The organism is Tateyamaria omphalii (assembly GCF_019802125.1).
Classification (GTDB): domain Bacteria; phylum Pseudomonadota; class Alphaproteobacteria; order Rhodobacterales; family Rhodobacteraceae; genus Tateyamaria; species Tateyamaria omphalii_B.
Genome location: NZ_JAHVHT010000009.1, coordinates 1 through 22127, shown reverse-complemented (window position 1 = coordinate 22127; position 22127 = coordinate 1). Strand labels below are relative to the sequence as shown.

18 protein-coding genes are annotated in these 22127 nt (G+C 61.8%); 12 read left to right on the top strand and 6 right to left on the bottom strand.

Annotated features, from left to right (window positions below; genetic code table 11):
* Positions 1 to 219 precede the first annotated feature (219 nt).
* A complete protein-coding gene (locus KUV51_RS21475) occupies positions 220 to 804 on the top strand; it encodes a YceI family protein (RefSeq protein ID WP_222523514.1) in 585 nt (194 codons plus the stop codon).
* 190 nt (positions 805 to 994) lie between these two features.
* On the opposite strand, the gene KUV51_RS21470 is transcribed toward KUV51_RS21475, so the two are convergent.
* Complete coding sequence (locus KUV51_RS21470; protein ID WP_222523513.1) at positions 995 to 3787, bottom strand: bifunctional aconitate hydratase 2/2-methylisocitrate dehydratase; 2793 nt, start codon at positions 3785 to 3787, stop codon at positions 995 to 997.
* A 357-nt stretch (positions 3788 to 4144) separates the two neighbouring features.
* On the opposite strand from KUV51_RS21470, the gene KUV51_RS21465 reads away from it, so the two are divergent.
* The 3 genes from KUV51_RS21465 (at position 4145) to KUV51_RS21455 (ending at position 9101) form a co-directional block, all read left to right on the top strand.
* Positions 4145 to 5719, top strand: a complete 1575-nt coding sequence (locus KUV51_RS21465; RefSeq protein ID WP_222523512.1) for an ABC-F family ATP-binding cassette domain-containing protein — start codon at positions 4145 to 4147, stop codon at positions 5717 to 5719.
* A gap of 192 nt (positions 5720 to 5911) precedes the next feature.
* Positions 5912 to 6904 (top strand): TAXI family TRAP transporter solute-binding subunit, encoded by a 993-nt coding sequence (locus KUV51_RS21460; RefSeq protein WP_222523511.1) that lies wholly within the window; start codon positions 5912 to 5914, stop codon positions 6902 to 6904.
* A gap of 85 nt (positions 6905 to 6989) precedes the next feature.
* Complete coding sequence (locus KUV51_RS21455; RefSeq protein WP_261385999.1) at positions 6990 to 9101, top strand: TRAP transporter permease; 2112 nt, start codon at positions 6990 to 6992, stop codon at positions 9099 to 9101.
* Here the strand turns inward: KUV51_RS21455 and KUV51_RS21450 are convergent.
* Positions 9098 to 10018, bottom strand: a complete 921-nt coding sequence (locus KUV51_RS21450) for a LysR substrate-binding domain-containing protein (RefSeq protein WP_222523509.1) — start codon at positions 10016 to 10018, stop codon at positions 9098 to 9100. The genes KUV51_RS21455 and KUV51_RS21450 overlap by 4 nt on opposite strands.
* 113 nt (positions 10019 to 10131) lie before the next feature.
* On the opposite strand from KUV51_RS21450, the gene KUV51_RS21445 reads away from it, so the two are divergent.
* Genes KUV51_RS21445 through mnhG form a run of 8 tightly spaced genes read left to right on the top strand, consistent with a single transcriptional unit; the run spans position 10132 to position 16743 of the window.
* On the top strand, positions 10132 to 11097 hold the full coding sequence (locus KUV51_RS21445; RefSeq protein ID WP_222523508.1) for a universal stress protein: 966 nt from the start codon (positions 10132 to 10134) through the stop codon (positions 11095 to 11097).
* Positions 11094 to 13364, top strand: a complete 2271-nt coding sequence (locus KUV51_RS21440; RefSeq protein WP_222523507.1) for a putative monovalent cation/H+ antiporter subunit A — start codon at positions 11094 to 11096, stop codon at positions 13362 to 13364. Before KUV51_RS21445 ends, KUV51_RS21440 begins: the two co-directional genes overlap by 4 nt.
* Positions 13361 to 13780, top strand: a complete 420-nt coding sequence (locus KUV51_RS21435; RefSeq protein WP_222523506.1) for a Na+/H+ antiporter subunit B — start codon at positions 13361 to 13363, stop codon at positions 13778 to 13780. Before KUV51_RS21440 ends, KUV51_RS21435 begins: the two co-directional genes overlap by 4 nt.
* Positions 13781 to 14146, top strand: coding sequence for a Na+/H+ antiporter subunit C (locus tag KUV51_RS21430; protein WP_222523505.1), 366 nt, complete (start codon positions 13781 to 13783; stop codon positions 14144 to 14146).
* Positions 14143 to 15642: a Na+/H+ antiporter subunit D gene (locus KUV51_RS21425; RefSeq protein WP_222523504.1), complete on the top strand. Its 1500-nt coding sequence runs from the start codon at positions 14143 to 14145 to the stop codon at positions 15640 to 15642. Before KUV51_RS21430 ends, KUV51_RS21425 begins: the two co-directional genes overlap by 4 nt.
* On the top strand, positions 15639 to 16124 hold the full coding sequence (locus KUV51_RS21420; RefSeq protein ID WP_222523503.1) for a Na+/H+ antiporter subunit E: 486 nt from the start codon (positions 15639 to 15641) through the stop codon (positions 16122 to 16124). The genes KUV51_RS21425 and KUV51_RS21420 overlap by 4 nt, the downstream gene beginning before the upstream one ends.
* Positions 16121 to 16423 (top strand): cation:proton antiporter, encoded by a 303-nt coding sequence (locus KUV51_RS21415; protein ID WP_261385998.1) that lies wholly within the window; start codon positions 16121 to 16123, stop codon positions 16421 to 16423. Before KUV51_RS21420 ends, KUV51_RS21415 begins: the two co-directional genes overlap by 4 nt.
* Positions 16420 to 16743: a monovalent cation/H(+) antiporter subunit G gene (mnhG, locus tag KUV51_RS21410; protein ID WP_222523502.1), complete on the top strand. Its 324-nt coding sequence runs from the start codon at positions 16420 to 16422 to the stop codon at positions 16741 to 16743. Before KUV51_RS21415 ends, mnhG begins: the two co-directional genes overlap by 4 nt.
* 74 nt (positions 16744 to 16817) lie before the next feature.
* Here mnhG and KUV51_RS21405 read toward each other — a convergent pair whose 3' ends face one another.
* The 4 genes from KUV51_RS21405 to repA form a co-directional block, all read right to left on the bottom strand.
* On the bottom strand, positions 16818 to 18866 hold the full coding sequence (locus tag KUV51_RS21405) for a TonB-dependent hemoglobin/transferrin/lactoferrin family receptor (RefSeq protein ID WP_222523501.1): 2049 nt from the start codon (positions 18864 to 18866) through the stop codon (positions 16818 to 16820).
* A 249-nt stretch (positions 18867 to 19115) separates the two neighbouring features.
* Positions 19116 to 20294 carry a plasmid replication protein RepC gene (repC, locus tag KUV51_RS21400; RefSeq protein ID WP_222523500.1) on the bottom strand — a complete coding sequence of 393 codons (1179 nt, stop codon included), beginning with the start codon at positions 20292 to 20294 and terminating at the stop codon, positions 19116 to 19118.
* 180 nt (positions 20295 to 20474) lie between these two features.
* The gene (repB, locus tag KUV51_RS21395; RefSeq protein ID WP_222523499.1) at positions 20475 to 21479 is read right to left on the bottom strand and encodes a plasmid partitioning protein RepB; all 1005 of its coding nucleotides are present in this window, start codon (positions 21477 to 21479) and stop codon (positions 20475 to 20477) included.
* A partial coding sequence (gene repA / locus KUV51_RS21390) for a plasmid partitioning protein RepA (protein ID WP_222523498.1) occupies positions 21476 to 22127 on the bottom strand: 652 nt, incomplete at its 5' end. The genes repB and repA, both read right to left, overlap by 4 nt.

Below are 22127 nucleotides of genomic sequence, written 5' to 3'. Positions count from 1 at the left end.
TGACAATGGCCGCACCTCGCAAATGCGCGATGCGACCCAGATGTCCCTGCAAACCGGCGGACGCAATGACAAGCGATGCACGCCGGTTGCACTTGATCAAACCTGTCCTGCAGCCTCACTGCACTATATTACTACCATCAGACTCAACCCGCGCATGTCCGGCGGCGATGCTTTCGCCCGAACACCCGCCCCAGCGCACCAGACAGGATACATGACACCATGCGCACAACTCTCGCAGCGACCGCCGTCTTCGTAGCCCTTGCAGCAGGCGCCCAAGCCGACATGGCCCGCTATGAGCTCGATACAGAGCACACCAATGTCTACTTCACCATCGAACACATCGGGTATGCACGGACACTGGGCATCTTCACGGACCTCAGCGGCGCCTTTTTCTATGACGTGGACACGCAGGAACTTGGCGAAGTTGCGGTGACGATCGACGCCAAATCGGTCAACACGTTCAATGCAGCGCGGGATGGGCACGTGCGCAACCGTGATTTCCTGCATGTCTCGGAACACCCCGAGATCACGTTTGTGGCCAATGGCGGAACGGCAGCCGGCGACTCAAGTGGCACCGTCACGGGCGATCTGACCATTCTGGGTGTGACCCAGCCCGTCACGCTCGACGTGACGCTCAACAAGGTTGCGGAATACCCCTTCGGCCACAAACGCGAGGTGTTGGGGCTGTCGATGTCGGCCACCATTCAGCGCAGCGATTTCGGTATGACATATGGCGTCGACAACGGTCTTGTCGGTGACGAAGTCCGCATCAACATCGAAACCGAAGCGATGAAAATGGAATGATTGCACGCCACCGGGACGGCATCTGATCGACTCAAAAGCGTTGAACGAAAGCGCCCTGCCCTAGGCTCGTCAGTGCTGGTACGCCCGCGGACCCGGACCCAGGTATCGGAGCCGGGCCGAGGAACACCCACGCCAAACGGCACGCAGTCTCAAGCGGAAACACACGCGCGCCGTTCGGCATATTCCGGCATCAGAAGTGAACCGACAAGCTGTCCAGCGGCTTGGTCAGTGGCGGTGCAAACTTGGTCAGGTCAATGCCGTCGACGGCGACCTTGTATTCCTCCAGCGTCGGTGTGCGGCCCAGAATTGCGGACAGGACCACGACCGGGGTCGACCCGAGCAGCGATTCACCTTTCTTGGTTTCGCTGTCAGCCACGACGCGGCCCTGAAACAGCCGGGTCGAGGTGGCAAGGACGGTGTCCCCCTTGGCCGCCTTTTCCTGGTTGCCCATGCAAAGGTTGCAGCCCGGACGCTCGAGATAGAGGATGTTCTCATACTCGGTGCGTGCCTTGACCTTTGGCGCGGCATCATCAAATTCGAAGCCACAGTATTTCTGCAGAATGGCCCAGTCGCCCTCTTCCTTCAGCTCATCAATGATGTTGTAGGTGGGGGCCGCGACAACAAGCGGCGCCTTGAAGGTGACACTGCCATACTGCGCCTCAAGATTGCGGAGCATCTGCGCCACGATCTTGATGTCGCCCTTGTGAACCATGCAGGAACCCACAAAGCCGAGGTCCACTTTCTTCTCGGCCCGGTAGAAGGAAATCGGACGGATGGTGTCGTGGGTATAACGCTTTGACACATCGATGTTGTTGACGTCGGGGTCCGCGATCATGGGTTCGATGATCTCGTCAAGATCAACGACCACCTCGGCCGCGTATTTTGCGTTCTCGTCCGGCATCAGCGCGGGTTTCGTGCCCGATCTGATATCCGCGATGCGCTGTTCCGCGATGCTGATCAGTTTGGCGAGCATACCGTTGTCATGCTCCATCCCCTTGTCGATCATGATCTGAATGCGGCTTTTAGCGATTTCCAGGCTTTCGATCAGCGTGTCGTCGTTCGAAATACAGATGGACGCCTTCGCCTTCATCTCCGCTGTCCAGTCGGTGAACGTAAAGGCCTGGTCGGCCAGCAGCGTCCCGATATGCACTTCGATGATGCGGCCCTGGAAAACGTTGTCCCCGTGCTGGGCGAGCATCTGCGCCTGGGTGGCATGGACAACATCACGGAAGTCCATGTGGTCCGCCATCTTGCCCTTGAAGGTGACTTTGACCGACTCCGGGATCGGCATGGACGCCTCGCCCGTGGCAAGCGCCAGCGCGACGGTCCCGGAATCCGCACCGAATGCCACGCCCTTCGACATCCGCGTATGGCTGTCGCCCCCGATGATGATGGCCCAGTCATCGACCGTGATGTCGTTCAGAACCTTGTGAATGACATCCGTCATCGCGTGATACTGACCCTTGGGGTCGCGCCCGGTGACAAGACCGAAGCGGTTCATGAACTGCATGAGTTTCGGGGTATTGGCCTGTGCCTTGGCATCCCAGACCGATGCTGTGTGACACCCCGACTGATAGGCGCCGTCGACGGAAGGAGACAGGACAGTGGCCGCCATCGCCTCAAGCTCTTGCGCCGTCATCGGGCCTGTCGTGTCCTGCGAGCCCACGATATTGACCCGCACCCGAACGTCGGATCCTGCGTGCAGAACCTTGCCCGGCGTGGTGCCAAGGGCATTGGCATTGAAGATCTTCTCAACCGCGGTCATGCCCTGCCCCTCATGGCTGACCTCCTTCGAAGGGGCAAAGACCGCCGGTGCCTCAACGCCCAGCGTCTCAGCCGCAAATGTCTGCAGTTTCTTGCCAAAGACGATGGCGTAGGACCCGCCAGCCTTCATGAACTCCATCTTCTGCGGCGTGAACGATCCGGCCATATCAACCAGCTCATCCTTGCCATCCGCACTGTATAGCTTCTTCGACTTGGTATTGATGGTCAGCACCGTGCCTGTTTCGACGGAATAGCGTTGTTCCAGGATCGGGTTGCCATCGTTGTTGAGGATCGGCTTGCCGTCCTCACCCATCTTCCTGACCCAGTTCTTCAGATCGACACCGATGCCGCCCGTCACACCAACGGTGGTCAGAAAGATCGGCGAAATCCCATTTGTGCCGGCCACAACAGGGGCAATGTTGATGAAAGGCACATAAGGTGAGGCCTGTTTCCCGGTCCACAATGCCACGTTGTTGACACCCGACATCCGGGACGAGCCGACACCCATCGTCCCCTTTTCCGCGATCAGCATCACGCGGGCATCCGGGTGCTTGAGTTTGAGCGCCTCGATTTCCTGTTGCGCCTCTTCCGAAATCAGGCACTTGCCGTGCAATTCGCGGTCTGCGCGTGAGTGCGCCTGGTTGCCGGGGCTCAGCAGATCGGTCGAGATATCACCTTCGGCGGCAACATAGGTGACGACTTTGATCTCTTCATCGATGTCGGGCAGCTTGGTGAAGAATTCGGCCTTGGCATAGCTATCCAGCAACTCCGCAGCAATTTCATTGCCCGCCTCATACGCTTCTTTGATCCGGTCGGTGTCCGCCTCGTACAAAAAGACCTGCGTTTTCAGAACGTCCGCCGCGCTCTTGGCCGTCCCTTCATCCTTGCCAAGCGCCAGGTCCAGCAGCACCTCGACCGAGGGGCCGCCCTTCATGTGTCCCAACAACTCAAAGGCAAAGGTGGGGGTGATTTCCTCGACCACGACCTCACCAAGAATGATCTCCTTGAGGAACGCCGCCTTCACACCTGCCGCGCTGGTCGTGCCGGGCAACGTATTGTAAATGAAGAAGTTAAGGCAGTCGTCGCGATGTGGACTGCCTGCATCCCGAATATGGCCGATGACTTCGCCGGTCAGCGCACCGTCATCAATCGGCTTGGGGCTCAACCCTTGCGCCGCGCGTGTTTCGATCTCGGTCAGGTATTCAGTATAAAGGGTCATGGGGCCTATCCGCGTCTTGCATTCCGACAGTGACGCACGCGGTTTCCGGTCCTCCGCGCGCAAATTGTATGCTGTAGTATACAATTCCGCGACAGGTTCAAGCCAAAGGCTTTCAGGCGTGAAATTTAAACCCGGGATGGCCTCCATCTGCAACCGAAACGCTCACCCCGACCGAACATGAACCGATCTTGGACCGGAACGGCCGCACGCCACGTATGTCCCGCCGCACATCACACATCTTGTGCCGCCATATCTCGGCACCTATGTGTTTTGCGTACCAAAGACAGGATCAGGCACGTGGATTGCACACTCGCACATTGATCAACCTTCCCGGTTTCACTGCAGTGAGCATTGCCAATGCCCTCCATCATCCTGTCCGGTCTCTGCTGGAACACCCCCGACGCAACCCCCCTCTTTACCAATCTCGACCTGACGTTTGGACCGGGCCGCACCGGGCTTGTCGGGCGCAACGGTACGGGCAAAACGACGCTCCTGCGCCTGATCGCGGGTGAGCTTGAACCTGCTGCCGGCACCATCTCACGCCCGCACACCGTCGGCTTTCTGCGCCAGAACCCCGAAGAACGGCCCGACGACACGCTGGCCGACCTTTTCGCGGTTCAAGCAGAGCTGGCGTTGCTTGCACGCGCCGAACGGGGAAAGGCGACAGCAGACGACCTCGCCAATGCCGACTGGATGCTCGAGACACGCCTCCAAACGTCCCTGACCGCAGTCGGCCTCGATCTGCCGATCGACACACCACTGTGCAAACTCTCGGGCGGTCAGCGCACCCGTGCAGGGCTGGCGGCGCTCATGTTCAAGGAACCGGACGCGCTTCTGCTGGATGAGCCCACAAACCACCTGGACACGCACGGGCGCACGCAGGTGATGGAGGCTCTGCGCGCGTGGACGGGTTGCGCGATCATCGCCAGCCACGACCGCACCCTGCTGGGCGACATGGACGCCATTGTCGAACTGACGACGCTCGGCGCACGAACCTATGGCGGAAACTACGCCGCCTACCGCGACATGAAATCCGCCGAACTGGCCAGGGCAGACGATATTCTGGCCCGCGCAACCCGGACTGTGGCCGAGACCGAGGCCCGCATCCGCGTTGCCTCAGAACGCAAGGCACGCACCGACCGACAGGGCAGACAACTGCGGGCCTCTGGCAGTCAACCCAAGCTTCTGCTCGATGCCGCGAAAGAACGCAGTGAAGGGTCGGCCAGCGCCGCCGCGCGGCTGCGCAATCGTCAGATGGAAGATGCCCGGTCCGCACTCGAAAACGCCCGCGAGGCGGTGGAGGTTCTTGAGCCGCTGGTCATGGACATTCCACCGTCGGGACTTGCCAGCGGGCGGGATGTATTGCGGATCGACGGGCTGACATTCGGTTACGGGTCGGACGCCCCAATCCTGCACAACGTGTCTCTCGCCATCCGCGGACCAGAGCGCATCGCAGTGACCGGACCCAACGGCTCCGGCAAATCCACGCTGCTGGCCTGTATCCACGGCAACCTCCCGGTACCCGACGGCTCCGTTCAGCTGCATGTACCCGCCGCCCTTCTGGATCAGGACATGAGCCTCCTCGACCCGGACGAGACGGTGCGCGACGCCATTGCCCGTCTCGACCCACACGCCAGCGAGAACGACCGGCGCGCAGTGCTTGCGCGTTTTCTGTTTCGCGGCGACGACGCCTTGCAAAAGGTTGGCGCGCTCAGCGGTGGGCAACGCTTGCGCGCAGGTTTGGCATGCACTCTTGGACACAGTCAGCCGCGTCAGCTTCTTTTGCTGGACGAACCCAGCAACCACCTCGACATCGAGGCCGTGGAAACACTCGAGGCGGCGCTGCGCGCGTATGACGGCGCAATCCTCGTGGTCAGCCACGATGACACCTTTCTCGACCGGATCGGGATCGAGAGGCAGCTTGCACTCTGATCTATCCCCCACACGGCTCCTTCAAGAAAATGTGTAGGCCGGGAAGTCACTGGGATGATTGCAACTCTGGGCAGGGATCAGCCGATTGCCGCCGCCCATGCTTCTCCTGACCATACGTCACCCTACGTAAAAATCGTTCAGCTACAAAAGCCGCTGCAAACAGCGCGCGTCATCTGACAGGAGGAGGACACCATGAACATCACCCGGACATTCAAGGCCGTTCACATTGCCGTACTGGCGGGCACGGTCGGACTTGGCGCCACGGTCGCCAACGCTCAGGACCGCAGCGACTGGCCCGACAGCTTCTCGGTCGGCACCGCCAGCCAGGGCGGCACATACTTCGTCTACGGCGCCGGTTGGGCCAACATGGTCTCCGAAGCGCTCGGCATCCCCGGCGGCACCGAAGTGACCGGCGGCCCGGTCCAGAATGCAGCGCTCGTGCAGACCGGCGATCTGGATATGGGCATGGTCACGATGGGCCCCGCCTTCGACGCGCTCAACGGCAACAGCGCACTGGCGCCCGGTCTGCAACATGACCAGATCCGCGCGATCTTCCCGATGTACAAGACCGGCTTCCACGCCGTCACGCTCACCAGCTCCGGCATCACCAGCTTTGCCGACATCCCCGACGGTGCCGTCGTGGGCGTGGGGCCGGCCGGAGGCACACCCGGCACCTACTGGCCGCGCATCCTCGAAGACATGGGCAAGAATGTCGAGTTTCGCAACGGCGGCGCTGCGGACTTGGCGGGACAGCTCCAGGACGGCCTGATCGACGTCTACACATGGGCGGGCGGCCTGCCCTACCCCGCCTTCAGCCAGCTCGACGCGCAAACCGACGTCACCTATTTCGGCTTCACGCCCGAGGAACAGGCGGCCGTGATCGGCTCGCAACCCGTGGCCGAGTTCACGATCCCCGCAGGCACCTACCCCTCGCTTGAGGAAGACCAGCTTTCGGTGTCCATGTGGAACTTCGCCATCGCGCACGCGGATCTGCCCGACAGCTTCGTCTATGCCGTCGTCGACACCGTGATGGGCAACAACCCCAAAATGCTCGAGATCCACAAGGCCGCGGTCGAAACCCTGCCCGAGAACTTCGACAAGAACACCTTCCTGCCCTGGCACCCGGGCGCGGCACAGTGGTTCCGCGACAACGGGTTCGACATCCCGGCCGAACTTGCTGACTAGGCGCTTGCCCATCGTCTAAGCTACTCCGGCACCCTGCCCCATTTCGGGCGGGGTGCCGTTTTCATGCAGTCGGGGGATGGAACGCATGACGGACACGGTGACGCAAACAACACCAGTTGAACAACCGGGCGCGGCAGACACCGATCTGCTCACGCGCATCGGCTTCCTGCTCTGCGCCATCTACGCGGGCTGGCACCTCTACGTGCTCAACATCGCACCGCTCGAGACTTGGACCTTCCGCATCATGCACATCGCGGGCGCGCTGATCCTGGGCTTCGGCACGAGTGCGGCCATGTCCCTCCGCCCCGCAACCGAAGGCTCAAACGGGCCATTGTCCCACCTCATGGGCGCCATCGCCCTTCTCGCGACCACCATCAGCCTCGGCTCCCTCGTCGCCGCGATTGCATTCCTCGAACCCGGCACCCCTGCCCCACCGCCCTGGACACTCGCAGCCTTCGGCCCCGCACTCGCGGGCGGCACCTTGCTCGCCATCCTCACCGGCTGGCTCTACCCCGCACGCAAGGGACAACTCCCGCTCGCCGACATCGCCCTGATCGTGGCCACACTCGCTGCCTGCGGTTTCATCCTGTTCAGCCTCGACACCCTGTCGCTGCGCCTGCGCGCAGGCACCCCATTTGCCGACCCGAACAACGGCTGGGCGGCTTTCGTCATCATCATCATGATTGCTGAACTCACCCGCCGCCTCGCAGGGCTGGCACTGGTGATCATCGCCCTGATCTTCATCGCTTACGCCTTTGCGGGCCCCTGGATGCCGGGCTTCCTCGAACACCGCGGCTACGACGCCAAACGCTTCTTCACCTACGTCTTCACCGACAACGGCGTGCTGGGCCCAACCACCGCCGTGTCCTCCACCTACATCATCCTGTTCATCATTTTTGCCGCCTTCCTACAAAGCTCCAAGGTCGGGGACTATTTCGTCAACTTCTCATTCGCCGCCGCCGGACGGGCCAAGGGCGGCCCGGCCAAGGTGTCGGTGCTGGCCTCCGGTCTCATGGGCATGATCAACGGCACCTCGGCGGGCAACGTGGTCTCCACCGGGTCTCTCACGATCCCACTGATGAAAAAGGTCGGCTACCGCCCCCAATCCGCCGCCGCGATCGAGGCGGCAGCGTCGACCGGCGGGCAAATCATGCCGCCGATCATGGGCGCGGGCGCCTTCATCATGGCGGAAATCACGGGCATCCCCTACACCGAACTGGTGGTGGCGGCGCTGATCCCGGCGATCCTCTACTTCGCCTCCATCTACTTCATGGTCGATTTCGAGGCGAGCCGCACCGGCATGCGCGGGATGCGCGCGGACGAACTGCCGAAACTCGGTGATCTGGCCAAACAAGCCTACCTCTTCCTGCCCATCGTCATCCTGATCGGCGCACTTTTCAGCGGCTATTCGGTGATCCGCGCGGGCACGCTCGCCATCGCCTCGGCGGCAGTGGTCAGCTGGCTCACGCCCTACCGCATGGGGCCAAAACAGGTCTACGAAGCACTCGGCAACGGCGGGCGCATGTCGCTGCAGATCATCATCGTCTGCGCCTGCGCGGGCCTGATCGTCGGGGTCATCTCGCTCACCGGCGTCGGCGCGCGCTTCTCCAGCCTGCTCTTCGATCTCGCCCAGCAAAGCACGCTTCTCGCCCTCGTGTTCGCCATGATGATCTCGGTCATCCTCGGAATGGGAATGCCCACGACAGCCGCCTATGCCGTGGCCGCGTCCGTCGTGGCACCCGGCCTGATCGAGATCGGGATCACCCCGCTCATCTCCCATTTCTTCGTCTTCTACTTCGCCGTCGTTTCGGCCATCACACCCCCGGTGGCCCTTGCCGCCTATGCAGGCGCAGCCATCGCCGGGTCCGAGCCGATGCGCACCTCCGTCACCAGTTTCAAGGTCGGCCTCGCCGCATTCATCGTGCCGTTCATGTTCTTCTACAGCCCCGGCCTGTTGATGGAGGCACCGTGGTATATCAGCCTGCGCAACCTGCTCACAGCACTCATCGGGGTCTACATGCTGGCAGGCGCGGTGCAGGGCTGGTTCATGGGCGCCGCGGGACCAGTGATCCGGGTCATCCTGCTGCTGGGGGCCATCTGCATGATCTCGGGCGACTGGCGCACCGACCTGTTGGGCATCGCCATTGCAGGGCTCCTCACACTCCGCGGGATGCGGGCACGGCCAAGCCCCGCCTAACCCAGAACGATCACCTCTCGCGCGCGGCGGGCGAGGATTTCGCCAATCTCATCGCCCAGGTCTTGATATTCGGCCTCGCGCGCGGTGCTGCGACGCCAAACCATGCCGATGGTCCGTGACGGCGGCGTGCCACGAAACGGGCGGGCCAGCACCAATTCCTGGCTCGTGACCTCGGACCGGACATAAAGGGCAGGCAACAGCGAAAGCCCCATGCCCATCGCAACCATCTGGCGCAGCGTGTCCAGCGACGTGCCCTCGTACTCGCTCGACAGGATCGCCCCATGCTGCTCGCAGATACGCTCCACCTTGTCATAAAGCCGATGGCCCCGCTCCAGCGCCATGATCGTCTCGCCCTTGAGCATACTGGGGGCAATCGTCTCTTCACCGGCAAATGGATGGTCGAAGGGCATCACGACCGACAGGGGTTCACGAAACAGGGACCGGGTTTCAAATTCTGCCTCGCGCGTCGGCAAGGGAAACAGCAACAGGTCAAGCGATCCAGCCCCCAATGCCTCCAGCAAATGCTTGGGTAGACCTTCACGCACATACAGCTTCAGCTGCGGATGGCTCTTGTGCAGGTCGGGCACCAGAATGGGCAAAAGATATGAGCCCAGCGACTGTACGACGCCCACCTTGATCGTACTGTTCAAACTCCCGCTCTGCAGCGTCGCCAAGGTGCGGATTTCCTCGACCTCGCGCAGCGCGGTCCGGGCGTGCTGGATGATCTGCTCGCCCAGCGGGGTGGCAACAACAGCACCGCGGCTGCGTTCAATCAGAACCGCCCCCAACTTGTTTTCCAACTCCTTGAGCTGCGCGCTCAAAGTCGGTTGAGTGACATGGCACGCCTCCGCCGCGCGCCGGAAATGCCCGGTATCAGCCACGGCGACCAGATAACGCAATTGCTGAAGCGTCGGCACAGCGCCCTCCTGTCAAGATGATAGATCATATCTATCAATTCTTTCTCATTTTTCAATTTGATCAATCGAAATTCAGGCCCATCTCAGCCTCTGTTGCCCCAAGAGACCGCTGCATGAAGCATTTTAAGAACATCCTTGTCGTCTCGAACCCCGAAGGCGTCTCAGACGCGCTCGTGGCCCGCGCCCTCTGGCTGGCGAAGGCCAACGGCGCCCGTCTGACGTTGCTGGATGTGTCGGAAACGGATCAATCCGATCTGGCCCGGATGCTGTCGACCCTGTCGGGTCAGCGTGGATGGCAAGTGGGAGCCGATCTGCTCGCGGCGCGCAAGGAACAACTGGAACAGGTGGCAAACGGCTTGCGCAACGACGGGGCACAGGTCTCCACCGTGCTGGCACAGGGGGTCGGGTTCATCGAGGTCATCCGCCACGTCCTGACCCAAGGCAACGATCTCGTGCTCAAGGCCGCCGACCAGACCCCGACATGGAACGTGCTGGGCGGGCCCGACCTGCACCTTCTGCGCAAATGCCCCTGCCCCGTCTGGATCCTCAACAGCAAGGCCGAGCCCAAGGCCAAGCACATCGTTGCAGCGGTGGACCCTGATCCGAGCGACACCACCCGCGACGCGCTCAACAACAACATCATGCAACTCGCAACCTCCCTCTCCGTGCAGGACGACGCCAAGCTCGACGTGCTGAACGCCTGGTATCTCCACGAAGAGCACCTCCTGCGCTCCAGCCGGGTCCACACGCCGCCGGAAGAAATCGAGGCGCTCCTGCTCACCACCAAACAGGACAGCCACGCCCGCCTGACGGCGCTGACGGACCAGTACACCGCGTTTTCCGACCGCATGCAGATCATGCACGTCAAGGGGATCGCCGCCGACGTCATCGCCCAGCACGCCCATGAACAGCATATCGACACGCTGGTGATGGGCACGCTCGGGCGGACCGGCCTGTCGGGCATGTTCATCGGCAACACGGCCGAGACCATCCTCAGCCGGGTCACGTGCTCCGTCCTTGCCGTCAAACCCGAAGGCTTTGTTTCACCCGTTACGATTGAAGAACTGGAAACGCATTGAACGACACCGCCACCGCGACACAGCCCAAGGGAAACGGCCTTGTCGGCCTCATCCCCGTCGGGATCGCCCTACTCCTCTTTGGCTGGTTCCTCAGCCTCGCCCCGGCAGTTGCCGAAGGGCAGAGCCTGCGCCTCGTCTGGGACTGGGTGCCGTCGCTCGGCATTGCGATGTCATTCCTCTTGGACGGGCTCAGCCTGACCTTCGCGCTGCTGATCTCGGGCATCGGGGCGCTGGTGCTGCTCTATTCCAACACCTACCTCGCCGGGCACCCGCAATTCGCCCGCTTCGCCCTGTTTCTGACCAGCTTCATGCTGGCGATGCTGGGACTGGTGCTGGCCGATAACCTCATCGGGCTGTTCGTCTTCTGGGAGCTGACGACAATCACCTCCTACCTGCTGATCGGCTTCGGCCACGACACGGCCAAGGGGCGGCGTTCCGCCCTTCAGGCGCTGTTTGTCACCGGCGCAGGCGCGCTGGCGCTGCTCGCGGGTTTCATCCTGCTGGGCTTCTCCATGGGCAGCTTCGAGCTGTCGGAAATCCTCGCACAAGCCGACGCGCTCAAGGCGCACGAGATGTACCTGCCGATCCTCATCCTGATCCTGGCGGGTACATTCACCAAATCGGCGCAGTTCCCGTTCCACTTCTGGCTACCCAACGCCATGGCAGCCCCCACACCGGTCTCGGCCTTCCTGCACTCGGCCACGATGGTCAAGGCGGGGGTGTACCTGATGGCGCGGATGCACCCGGGCATGGCGGGCACCGATGTCTGGTTCTGGACGCTCACCATTGCAGGGGCCTTCACGGCGGTCTTCGCCAGCATCCTCGCCCTGCGGCAGACGGACCTGAAACAAGCGCTGGCTTACACCACACTGATGGCGCTCGGCACGTTGACGCTGTTCCTCGGGCAGACGTCAGGCTACGCCATGACGGCGTTCGCCACCTTCCTCGTGGTCCACTCGCTCTATAAGGCGTCCCTGTTCCTCGTGGTAGGCTGCATCGACCACTCCACCGGCACGCGGGAGGCGGACGTGCTGGGCGGGCTCGGGCGCGTCATGCCGGTCACGGCCTTCGCCGCAGGACTGGCCGCGCTCTCGATGGCCGGCTTCCCGCCCTTCCTCGGCTTCATCGGCAAGGAACTGAAATACGCGGGCATCCTCGCCATCGGATCCGAACCATTCCTCTTCGCCGCCGCCCTGCTCCTGGCCAACGCGCTCATGTTCGCAATCGCAGGCATCGTTGCCTTGCGCCCCTTCTGGCAACGCACCGGCATTGCGCTCCCCCGCAAACCGCATGAAGCGCCGTGGACCATGCTGGCGGGCCCCGTGATCCTCGCCATCCTCGGCGCTCTCTTCGGCGTCTACCCCGACCTCCTGCAAACCTCTCTGGTCGACCCGACAGTGAAATCCCTGCTCGGCTCGATTGAGGACTCCAAGGAACTGAAGCTCTGGGCGGGCGTGAACATGCCCCTGATCATGTCGATCGCCACGGTCGCCCTTGGCATCACGCTTTACCTCGCACACAAACGCCTGCGCCCCGCGCTTGGGCGGCTGGTCGATGCATCCCCGCAATTCGACAAAGGCTGGGACAAATTCCTCCTGGGGCTCAAGCGGTTCGCCGCATGGCAAACGCGCATCATCCAGCCCGGAATCCTGCGGCGCTACATCTTTGCGACCTTCGCCACGGTGCTGGTCGCCATCGGCGGCACGATGATCGCGCGACAAGCCATGCCCACCCTGCCCGACCTGTCGGACGTCACCTTCCAGAACATCGCCCTCGTCGTTCTGATCAGCGCAGGGGCAATACTCACGGCCCTGACAAGCTCCCGCATCGCGGCCATGGCCGCGCTCGGGGTGGTCGGCATCGGCGTCGCCATGATCTTCATCGTGTTCAGCGCGCCCGATGTCGCCATCACCCAGCTTCTCGTCGAAACACTCGTGGTGGTGCTGGTGGCCGTCGCCCTACTGCGCCTGCCCGTGCTGGACGAAAACGGACGCGACCACCGCCCGCTTGACGCGATCCTCGCCGGGGCCATCGGCCTCTCGGTCACCCTTGTGCTCCTGGCGGTACTTGAAACCCCGCTCGACCTGCGCCTGACCGAGTATTTCGAGGTCACAAGCTGGCCCGAAGCCTTCGGCCGCAACATCGTCAACGTCATCCTCGTGGACTTCCGCGCGCTCGACACCTTTGGCGAGATCGCCGTGGTCGTCATCGCCGCCCTCTCGGCCTACGCGCTCCTGCGCACCACACACCCAAGGAAAGACCCATGAACTCGATCATCCTGCGCGTGGGCACCCAGTACCTGTGCGGACTTCTCGTGCTGTTCTCGCTCTACATGCTGATCCGCGGCCATAACGAGCCCGGAGGCGGCTTTATCGGCGGCCTCATCGGCTCTACGGGCTTTGTGCTCTTCGCCCTCGCCTGCGGCACCGCGGACGCTCGCAATGCGCTCAAGGTCATGCCTCAGAACATCGCAATGGCAGGCCTTGGCATCGCACTGCTGGCGGGCATCTTCGCAGCATTTTTCGGGGATGCGCTCTTTACGGGCCAATGGCTCTTCATCAACGAAACGGCAGACTCCAAGGGGATCCCCATCTCGACAGTCCTGTTCTTCGACATCGGGGTCTACCTGGTGGTCTTCGGCTCCATCCTCTCCATCGTCTTCGCCATGGAAGAGGAGATCTGAATGGAAGCCCTCCTTGCCATAACCATCGGCGTGCTGGTCGCGACCTCGGTCTATTTGATGCTCGCGCGCAACGTGCTGCGCTTCATCTTCGGGCTGGTGCTGATCTCGAACGCGGCGAACCTGATTATCTTCGTGTCAGGGCGCCTTACCGCCGGGGCACCTCCCCTCATCCCCGAAGGTGCCGACGGCCCCGTGGGCGACGTGGCCAACGCCCTGCCCCAAGCGCTTGTACTCACCGCCATCGTGATCGGCTTCGGCCTCTTCGCCTTTGCCCTCGTACTGATGTTCCGCGCCTACACGACACTGGGCACACTTTACTCGGACGACATGCGGATCGCTGAGCCGCGCACAGAAGACACGACATGACCTGGACCCTTGCCACACCCCTCGTACTGCCTTTCCTGACGGCGGTACTGGCCTTCCTTGCCCGCTACGGCGCCGCCGGGCGCTGGTTCAGCGTCGCAGGCAACGCCGTGCTGCTTGCCGCCTCCATCCTCTTGATGGTGCGCGTGCTGGATCAGGGCGTTATCGCTGCACAGATGGGCGGCTGGTCGGCCCCATTCGGCATCACGCTGGTCGCCGACTACCTGTCGGCAGTCATGGTCGTGATCACCGCAATCACGGCGCTCGCAGTGTCGGTCTATGCCCTGACAGACATCGACGCACGCAAGGAACGGCTCGGCTACCACGCGCTCTTCAACATCCTGATCGGCGGCGTCGTGGGCGCCTTCCTGACCGGTGACCTCTTCAACCTCTATGTCTGGTTCGAGGTCATGCTGATCTCGTCCTTCGGCCTGCTGATCCTTGGCGGGAACAAGGACCAGATCGACGGCGGCATCAAATACGTCACGCTCAACCTGATCTCGACCATCCTGTTCCTGTCGGGCATTGGCCTGCTCTACGGCATGACCGGCACGCTCAACATGGCCGACATCGCCCGCACATTGGACACGGTCGAAAATCAGGGCCTCGTGACCGTGGTGGCGATGATGTTCATGGTCGCCTTCGGGGTCAAAGCGGCGGTCTTCCCCCTCTTCTTCTGGCTCCCCGCCGCCTACCACACGCCCGCCTTCTCGGTCTCCGCCGTCTTCGCGGGACTGCTGACCAAGGTTGGCGTCTACGCCCTCATCCGCATGTTCACGCTGGTATTCGATGGCGACGTTGCCTTCACCCACCAGATCCTGCTCTGGGTGGCGGGCCTGACAATGGTGACAGGGGTTCTGGGGGCCGCTGCACAGAACGACATGCGCAAGATCCTGTCCTTCCACATCGTCAGCCAGATCGGCTACATGATCATGGGCCTCGCCCTGCTGACGCCCCTCGCCGTGGCGGGCGCCGTCTTCTACCTCGTCCACCACATCGTCGTAAAAGCGAACCTCTTCCTCATCGCGGGCGTGGCCGAACGCACCGCAGGCTCCACCAACCTCGACCGCATCGGCGGCCTCTACAAATCCGCCCCCCTGCTGGCGATCCTCTTCTTCATCCCCGCCTTCTCTCTGGCCGGCTTCCCGCCGCTCTCGGGCTTCTGGGCCAAATACGTGCTGGTCGCCGCCGCCATCGAAGACCAAGGCTGGATCATCGCCGCCGTCGCGCTGCTCGTGGGCCTGCTCACCATCTTCTCGATGACGAAAATCTGGGCCGAAGCATTCTGGAAACCCCACCCCGAAGGCGCCGACCCCGCGCTCAGCCAGCTCACACCACAGGCCCGCCGCCACCTCCTGATCCCCATCGCAGGTTTGGCAGCCATGACGCTCGTCATCGGCTTCTCGCCCGACCCCTTCGTGACCTTTGCCAAGGACGCCGCCGCGCAACTTCTGGACCCGACGGCCTATATCACAACGGTACTCGGGGGTAAGGCATGAACACACTGGTCGCCAACATCTTCTTCGCCGTGGCGTGGATGATCCTGTTCAATACGTTCACCTGGCTGTCGGTGCTGTCCGGACTGGCGGTAGGCTACTTCGTACTGATGTTGATCCAGCCGCTGGCGGGCGTGAAATCCACCTACTTCAAGCGGGTCTGGTACTGGATCCGGCTGCTGGTCATGTTCAACTATGAACTGATCGTCTCCAGCATCGAAGTGCTGTGGGACATCTTCACGCCCAAACACCGCTCCAACCCCGCGATAGTCGACATGCCGCTCGACGTGAAAACGGATGCCGGCATCCTGCTGGTGACAAATCTCATCTCACTCACCCCCGGCACACTCTCCATCGACGTGAGCGAGGACCGCAAGACGCTCAAGCTGCACATCATGTTTGCCGACGACCCCGAAGCGGTGTGCCGCTCGCTCAAACAAGGGATGGAACGCTGGGTGATCGACGCTGTGGAGGACCGGGAATGACACTCATGGACACCGTTCTTACGCTCGGCTTCGCGCTCGTCTTCATCGGCGTGGGGCTCGCGCTCATCCGGCTCGCCATCGGGCCCACCCTGCCCGACCGGGTGGTTGCACTGGACCAGATGACAGTCTCCATCGTTGCGTTTTGCGGCCTCGCCGCGATCCGCTCCCAAGACGCCGCCTTTCTCGATGTGGCGCTCGTTCTGGCACTCGTGGGCTTCCTTGCGACGGTGGCACTTGCGCGCTTTGCCGAACGGGCCGTCGGCCGGCGCAAGGCACAGGAAGAAGAGGAAAACACATGATCGACCTCGCCGCCGCAGTCCTTGTCTTCCTCGGCGCCGCCATGACGGTGGTCGCAGGCATCGGCGTCCTGCGCCTGCCGGACGTGTTCACGCGGATGCACGCCGCAACCAAGGTCGGCACGCTGGGCTCCGGGCTCATCATGGCGGGCGCCGCCCTCCACTTCGCGGACCCGGCCATTGTCCTGCGCTGCGTGCTGGTGGTGTTCTTCCTGCTGCTGACAGCGCCCATCGGCGCGCACATGGTCGGGCGGGCCTCCCTCCGGCTCGGGATCACCCCATGGAGCCCGCAACAGGACACCGATCCGCAGAAAAATGAATGACGTCCGGCGGATCACACGCGCCGGACGTCTTTTCTTAATAAAATCATATCCTTATACAGGATCCGCCCCGCCAGTCAGAACTGGAACGACGCCGAAAGCTTGATCGACCGGCCAGCCTGCGGCAACTCGTTGGGATAGATGACGTATTGCTCGTCGAACACGTTGTCGATGCCCGCGCGGAACACGGCGTTTTCAAACAGACCCTGCTCCGGTGCCCAGGATCCGAACAGATCGACAACGGTGTACGCCTCCCCTGCCCGCCCGGTCTCTGGAAAATCGTTCTGATCCCCGGCAAAGGTCGCACGCGCGCCCACAGTCCACTCGGACGTCGGTCGATAGCCCAATGTGGCGGTCAGGCGCGGCTGCGGGATCGACCCCAACTGCTCGCCATTCTTTGCCTCGCCCTCGGGCAAGGTCAGGGCCAGCCCGCCAAACCACCAACCTGCGTCATAGTCGAGTTCCGCCTCGAACCCGTACAGCTCGGCATCAATGTTGCGCTGAAAGGAAGTGCCCGCAATTGTGGAAAACGGCGGTGTTACAGCGCCTATGAAATCAGGTTCTGTTACAACTGAATCAATAAAGTTCTTCACATCCGCATAGTATGCATTCGCCGAAAAGCGCAGGCTGTCACCAGGCCGAAACATGTTGGCACGCTCAAAGCGCGCCCCAAGCTCCACCTGTGTGGACTCTTCCGGCTCCAGGTCTGGCGTCGGCACGAAATTGTTCGTGAACTCGATCCCGCGATCCTCGCCATAAGAAAAATGTACCCCATCGTTATACAGCTCGGTCAGCGTCGGCGCACGATAGGCCCGCGCCACATTGCCAAAGATCTGCCAATTCTCGTTGGGCCGGAAGCTGAACCCGATCCGCGGGGAAAAGAAATCGTCGTCGGCATCTGCCAATGTAGGATCGTCGACATCGCGGTCGTATTGATCGAACCGGACGCCCGCGATCAGGTCCAACCGATCCGTGATACCGAATGTCGCCTCGGCAAAGACACCCACCGTCGTGGCCTCGGCATCAGGAAACTGCACGCGCGGTGCACCGCTGCGAGTGCCCGCCTGTTCATCCCGGTATGCCTCAATCCCGTAAACCAGCTCGACCGGCACCCCGACATCGAATTTGGACCGGTTCGTAACCTCCAGACCAAACGTGTCGTATTCCGTGAAATCCGCACGGCCATCCCGGATCCGATCATCCTGAATTTCCAGCGTGTTGCCGTAGAACAGGACCGACAGGTCCACCAGATCCGATCCTTCCGGGTTCCAGTCCCATGACAGGCGGTACGTGAAAATCTCAGCCGACCGTTCGGAATCGTTGCCGGTCACAGGGTTCAGGTCAGCCGTGGTATTGGCATTGGGCGGCACCAGCCCGTCATCCTCGTAATAGGACAGGTTCAACTCGAACCGCTGGTCCTCGGTCGGCTCAAACCCCAGCTTCAGCAGGCCATTCAGCGTGTCCACCTCGGACCGCAGGATATTGTCGCCATTGCCGTCCTGAAGCGATGCGCCAAACTCACGCCCTCCGAAAAAGGCGAGCGCATCAAAGTTGCCGTAATCCCCATAAATCGTTGTGGACGGGCTCCAGATTTCGCCATTGTCGGAATAGCCCAGACGTACCCGCGCGCCGGTGGTCTGTCCGGGCAAAAGCAGGTCTTCAACATCCTTGGTTTCAACTGCGACGACACCACCGATTGCGCCCGATCCGAACAGGGTCGACCCCCCGCCCCTCACAACCTCGACCCGCTCGACGATGTCGGGATCAAAGAAGAAACGCCCGCTATGCGCTCTGTTGAAGTTCAATCGCCCCCGATCAAACCGCAGCACGACCTGTTCGTCCTGAAAGCCGCGGATATTGATTTCCTGTGCCACGCCGCGCGGCCCACCCTCAATCGACACGCCTGGAACATCCCCGATCAGTTCTTCGACCGTGTCGGCTTGCCGCTGTTGCAACTCCCCGCCTTCTGCAACCGATGCGGCGACAGGAATGTCCCGGATGTTTCGATCGTCTCTCAGCGCTGTGCCAAGGATCAGAGGTGGCAACTCCACTGGATCGTCCTGTGCCTGCACCGTCGTTGCACCCGCGGCCAGCATGGCCACGCCCCCCAGAATACATTTCTGCATGGTATCCCCACCTGATGTGTCGTTGGCAGCGCGGGGCCTGCCAAGTCAGGGGGTGGGGCGCGCAATCGGCACTTGTGTTAGCTTTCCCGATAAAAGAAGTAAAGATTATTCGGATCGTGCATTTCCAGTTCAATACCTCACGATGAGTGACCGACACGGCTCCCCTGCCCTGCTCTTGGTGCGCAAAGTTCACAGCTGTGAACTTCTGGTAAACAGACCGCACGGTAGAAAGTTCACAACTGTGAACCCTCACGCCGCATCCTTCCGCATCAATGCCATAACCATCGGCGCACAAGAGAATTTGCCCTCGCCAGCCCGTCGCGCAAGATGCCTCAGATACCCGCCCGGGGACTTGATCTGGTCAAACCGTTCCAACATTGCAGCAACAGTCACCGCCGCCTGTTCCGGACCCATCGTATCGACTGCTTCCAACCAGACCGATGACTGAATGCCCATCATCGGTCGGACCATGTCCGCCGCTCGCACCAGATCGTGCCAGTGTCTGATCGGCGCCTCGGTGTAGATCTGAATCTCAGCGCATATCGAGAGGATCAAGCCCAACGGTATGGCGGGCTCATTGTCGTGACTCGTTCTGTGTATAGACTTCCCATCTTCGTCGTTTTTGGCTTCTTTGCGCGTTGCTCCATGGCTTGGTTCAAAACCAGTTACTTTTGTATTTGATGTATGATTGTGGTGCTCATTTTCGGCATCTGTGGTGATCAGATTGTTTGGTTCCAGCAGATCACGGGCTTTATCCAACGCCTCTTCCAAACGTTTTCCGAGACGGTTCATATCCTCTTCGGTAAGTCGGCGACGCAGGTCCCGGGCTGTGAGGATGGCGAGATCGGAAAAGGCGTCCCACACACTCAGCTCCGGTCGCGTTTCAGCACCATAGATGGCCAGGGAGGCCAGATCGCGGCGCATGAGACTTACGGTTTGCCGCAGGCGCTTCAGGCGGTCACGTTCAGCACGGATAGCCTCGGCCATTGCGCAAATTTCGGGAAATCGCAGGGCGAGGGGGGAGAGGTCGAAGCCGAAAGCGTGGCCTGATCTGTTGGTGTAGCGTTTGCCGTTTGGGCTGTCGCGGCGAATGATCAGGCCGGCCTTTACCAGCCCGGCAAGATGCCGACGCATGGTCGAGCAGGCCATGCCGTTCAGCCTCTCGCAAATCGATGCGTTGGAGGGGAAGACAACCGGTGCATCGCCGTCTCCGCCCAGTTCGGTCTCGGGGTGGAAGCTGAGCAGGGCCTGGAGCACGGTGAGTTGGCGGTCCGAGACCCCCAGTTCGGGGCCTGCCACACCCAACTCGCGCAGCACATCCCACTTGTCGGCGTGCGGTCTGGTTTCAGTCGTTCGAGCCAGGTGTTCGTTGGCCAACAGAACTTCGGTCACCGTCCCGCGGAACGGTGTGATGGGTACATAGGTCATGAATTTCATTCACGCAGGCACAAAAAATCCAGTCCACGAATCACTTGGGACTTGCGGGAGAGGGCGCGAAATCGTACCTTGAAGCTGCTAAACACAAGGGTCTCGTGGGGCGCCAACGCTTTGCGGGACCTTTTTCTTTTGCCTTTTCTGGTGCGTGCCTCCTTTGGTTACTGCTCTTGCCTAGTCTTCGCCGCGCGTTTGCCAGCGCGTGTGAAGGTCTTTGAGGACGGCATCGGCATTGCGCTCGAGCCAGTCCGCGAAATTGCCTGCGTCCACATCCAGCCGCACGCCCTGTGACATGCGCCGTACGGTGCCGATGCGCCGCTCCCCGGAATGCACGGACCGGCTTTTGCCTGCTGTGCGGGTCTTGGGCTTGGATTCGACGGGCTTTTTCGTCTCTAAATGAGCCAAAACCGCCTCAAAGGCGGTAATGGAAGGATCCTGGGGCAAGGGTGCCATCGGGTCTGTGACCGCGTCCAGTTCGGCCTTTTCATGCGTGTCCTGCGCGATGGGGATCAGGTGGCTGACATCGGTGCCCGTGGTTTCGATGGCCCGTGCCAGCGTGTCCCAGCGCGGACGGCCCACACCGGGGGCAGGGCCAATGGCGCGCGCCAGATCGACGCTGACGACATCGACGACCGCGAGGGCCATGGAGATGGCCGATTTCGTCACGGTCAGCACCTCGGCCACCTGGGCCTGGGTGCCAAAGCCGCCATCGACCAACGACCGCGCAAACAGCGCCTTTTCGATGAAGGTCAGGTCGCGCCGCGCCATGTTTTCCGAGATTTGCGCCCGGACGGCGGCGTCATCGTCGAGCGTCGCAACGAGCGCGCGCACCTTGTCGACCTTGTCGGACTGGCGGATCGCCTCGAGCCGTCGCCGGCCATAGACCAGCAGGTAGCGGTCGGCATCTTCGGGGTTGCGGCGCACGAGGATCGGCACGGTCTGGCCGTTCGCCTCGATCGCGCCGCGCAGGTCGTGAATGTCGCCCGCTTCCATCCGGTCCTCGGGACGCAGATCGTCGATGGCCCAGGGATCAAGATCCCAGACGTGATGGGCATCGACCGCATCGCGCGCGGACCGCAGGGCGCGGTTGGTGGTCATCATCGAGCTGGACGGGGCAGGGGCCTGCGCCGCGGCCAGGCTGTCCAGCATCGACAGACGTTTCTTGCGGCTGTCGCTCATGTCCGCCCCCAAGTTGCCTGTATTAGAGCCGATATTTCGTCGTTGACCGCGTTCAGGCTTTCCATCGCGCGGTCATAGGTGGAGCGGGTGAACGCGGAGCGTTCCACCTCGTAGAGCGTTTGTTTGGTCAGGCCCGCGTCCGAGATCGCGGTGGACTTGAGCATGGGCGCGTTCAGCACGTGATCGCCATACATGGTGCGCAGGAAGGCCACGACACGGTTTTGTGGGGCATCCGCCGGTTCGTAGCGGGTGAGCAGGTAGCGCATCCAATCATGCTTCATGTCGGCGCCGCTTTCCGCGATGACATCCATCAGATCGGCCGTCATGCGCAGGAATTGCGACATCGACATCACGTCGAGCATTTCGGGGTGGATCGTGACCAGCACACCGGTGGCCGCCGACAATGCAGACATTGTGAGAAAGCCAAGCTGCGGCGGGCAGTCGATCACCACGACGTCATAGTCGCTTTCGACCTGTGTTAGAGCCTGTTTCACGCGGAAAAAGAACAAGCCAGCCGCCCCTGTCGCAAGCGCGCGGGGGGTGTCATGTTCAAACTCCATCAGTTCCAGGTTGCCCGGGATCAGGTCGAGACCGGGAATATAGGTCTTGCGGATGACCGAACTGATCGGGGCCGGATCGTCATAGCGG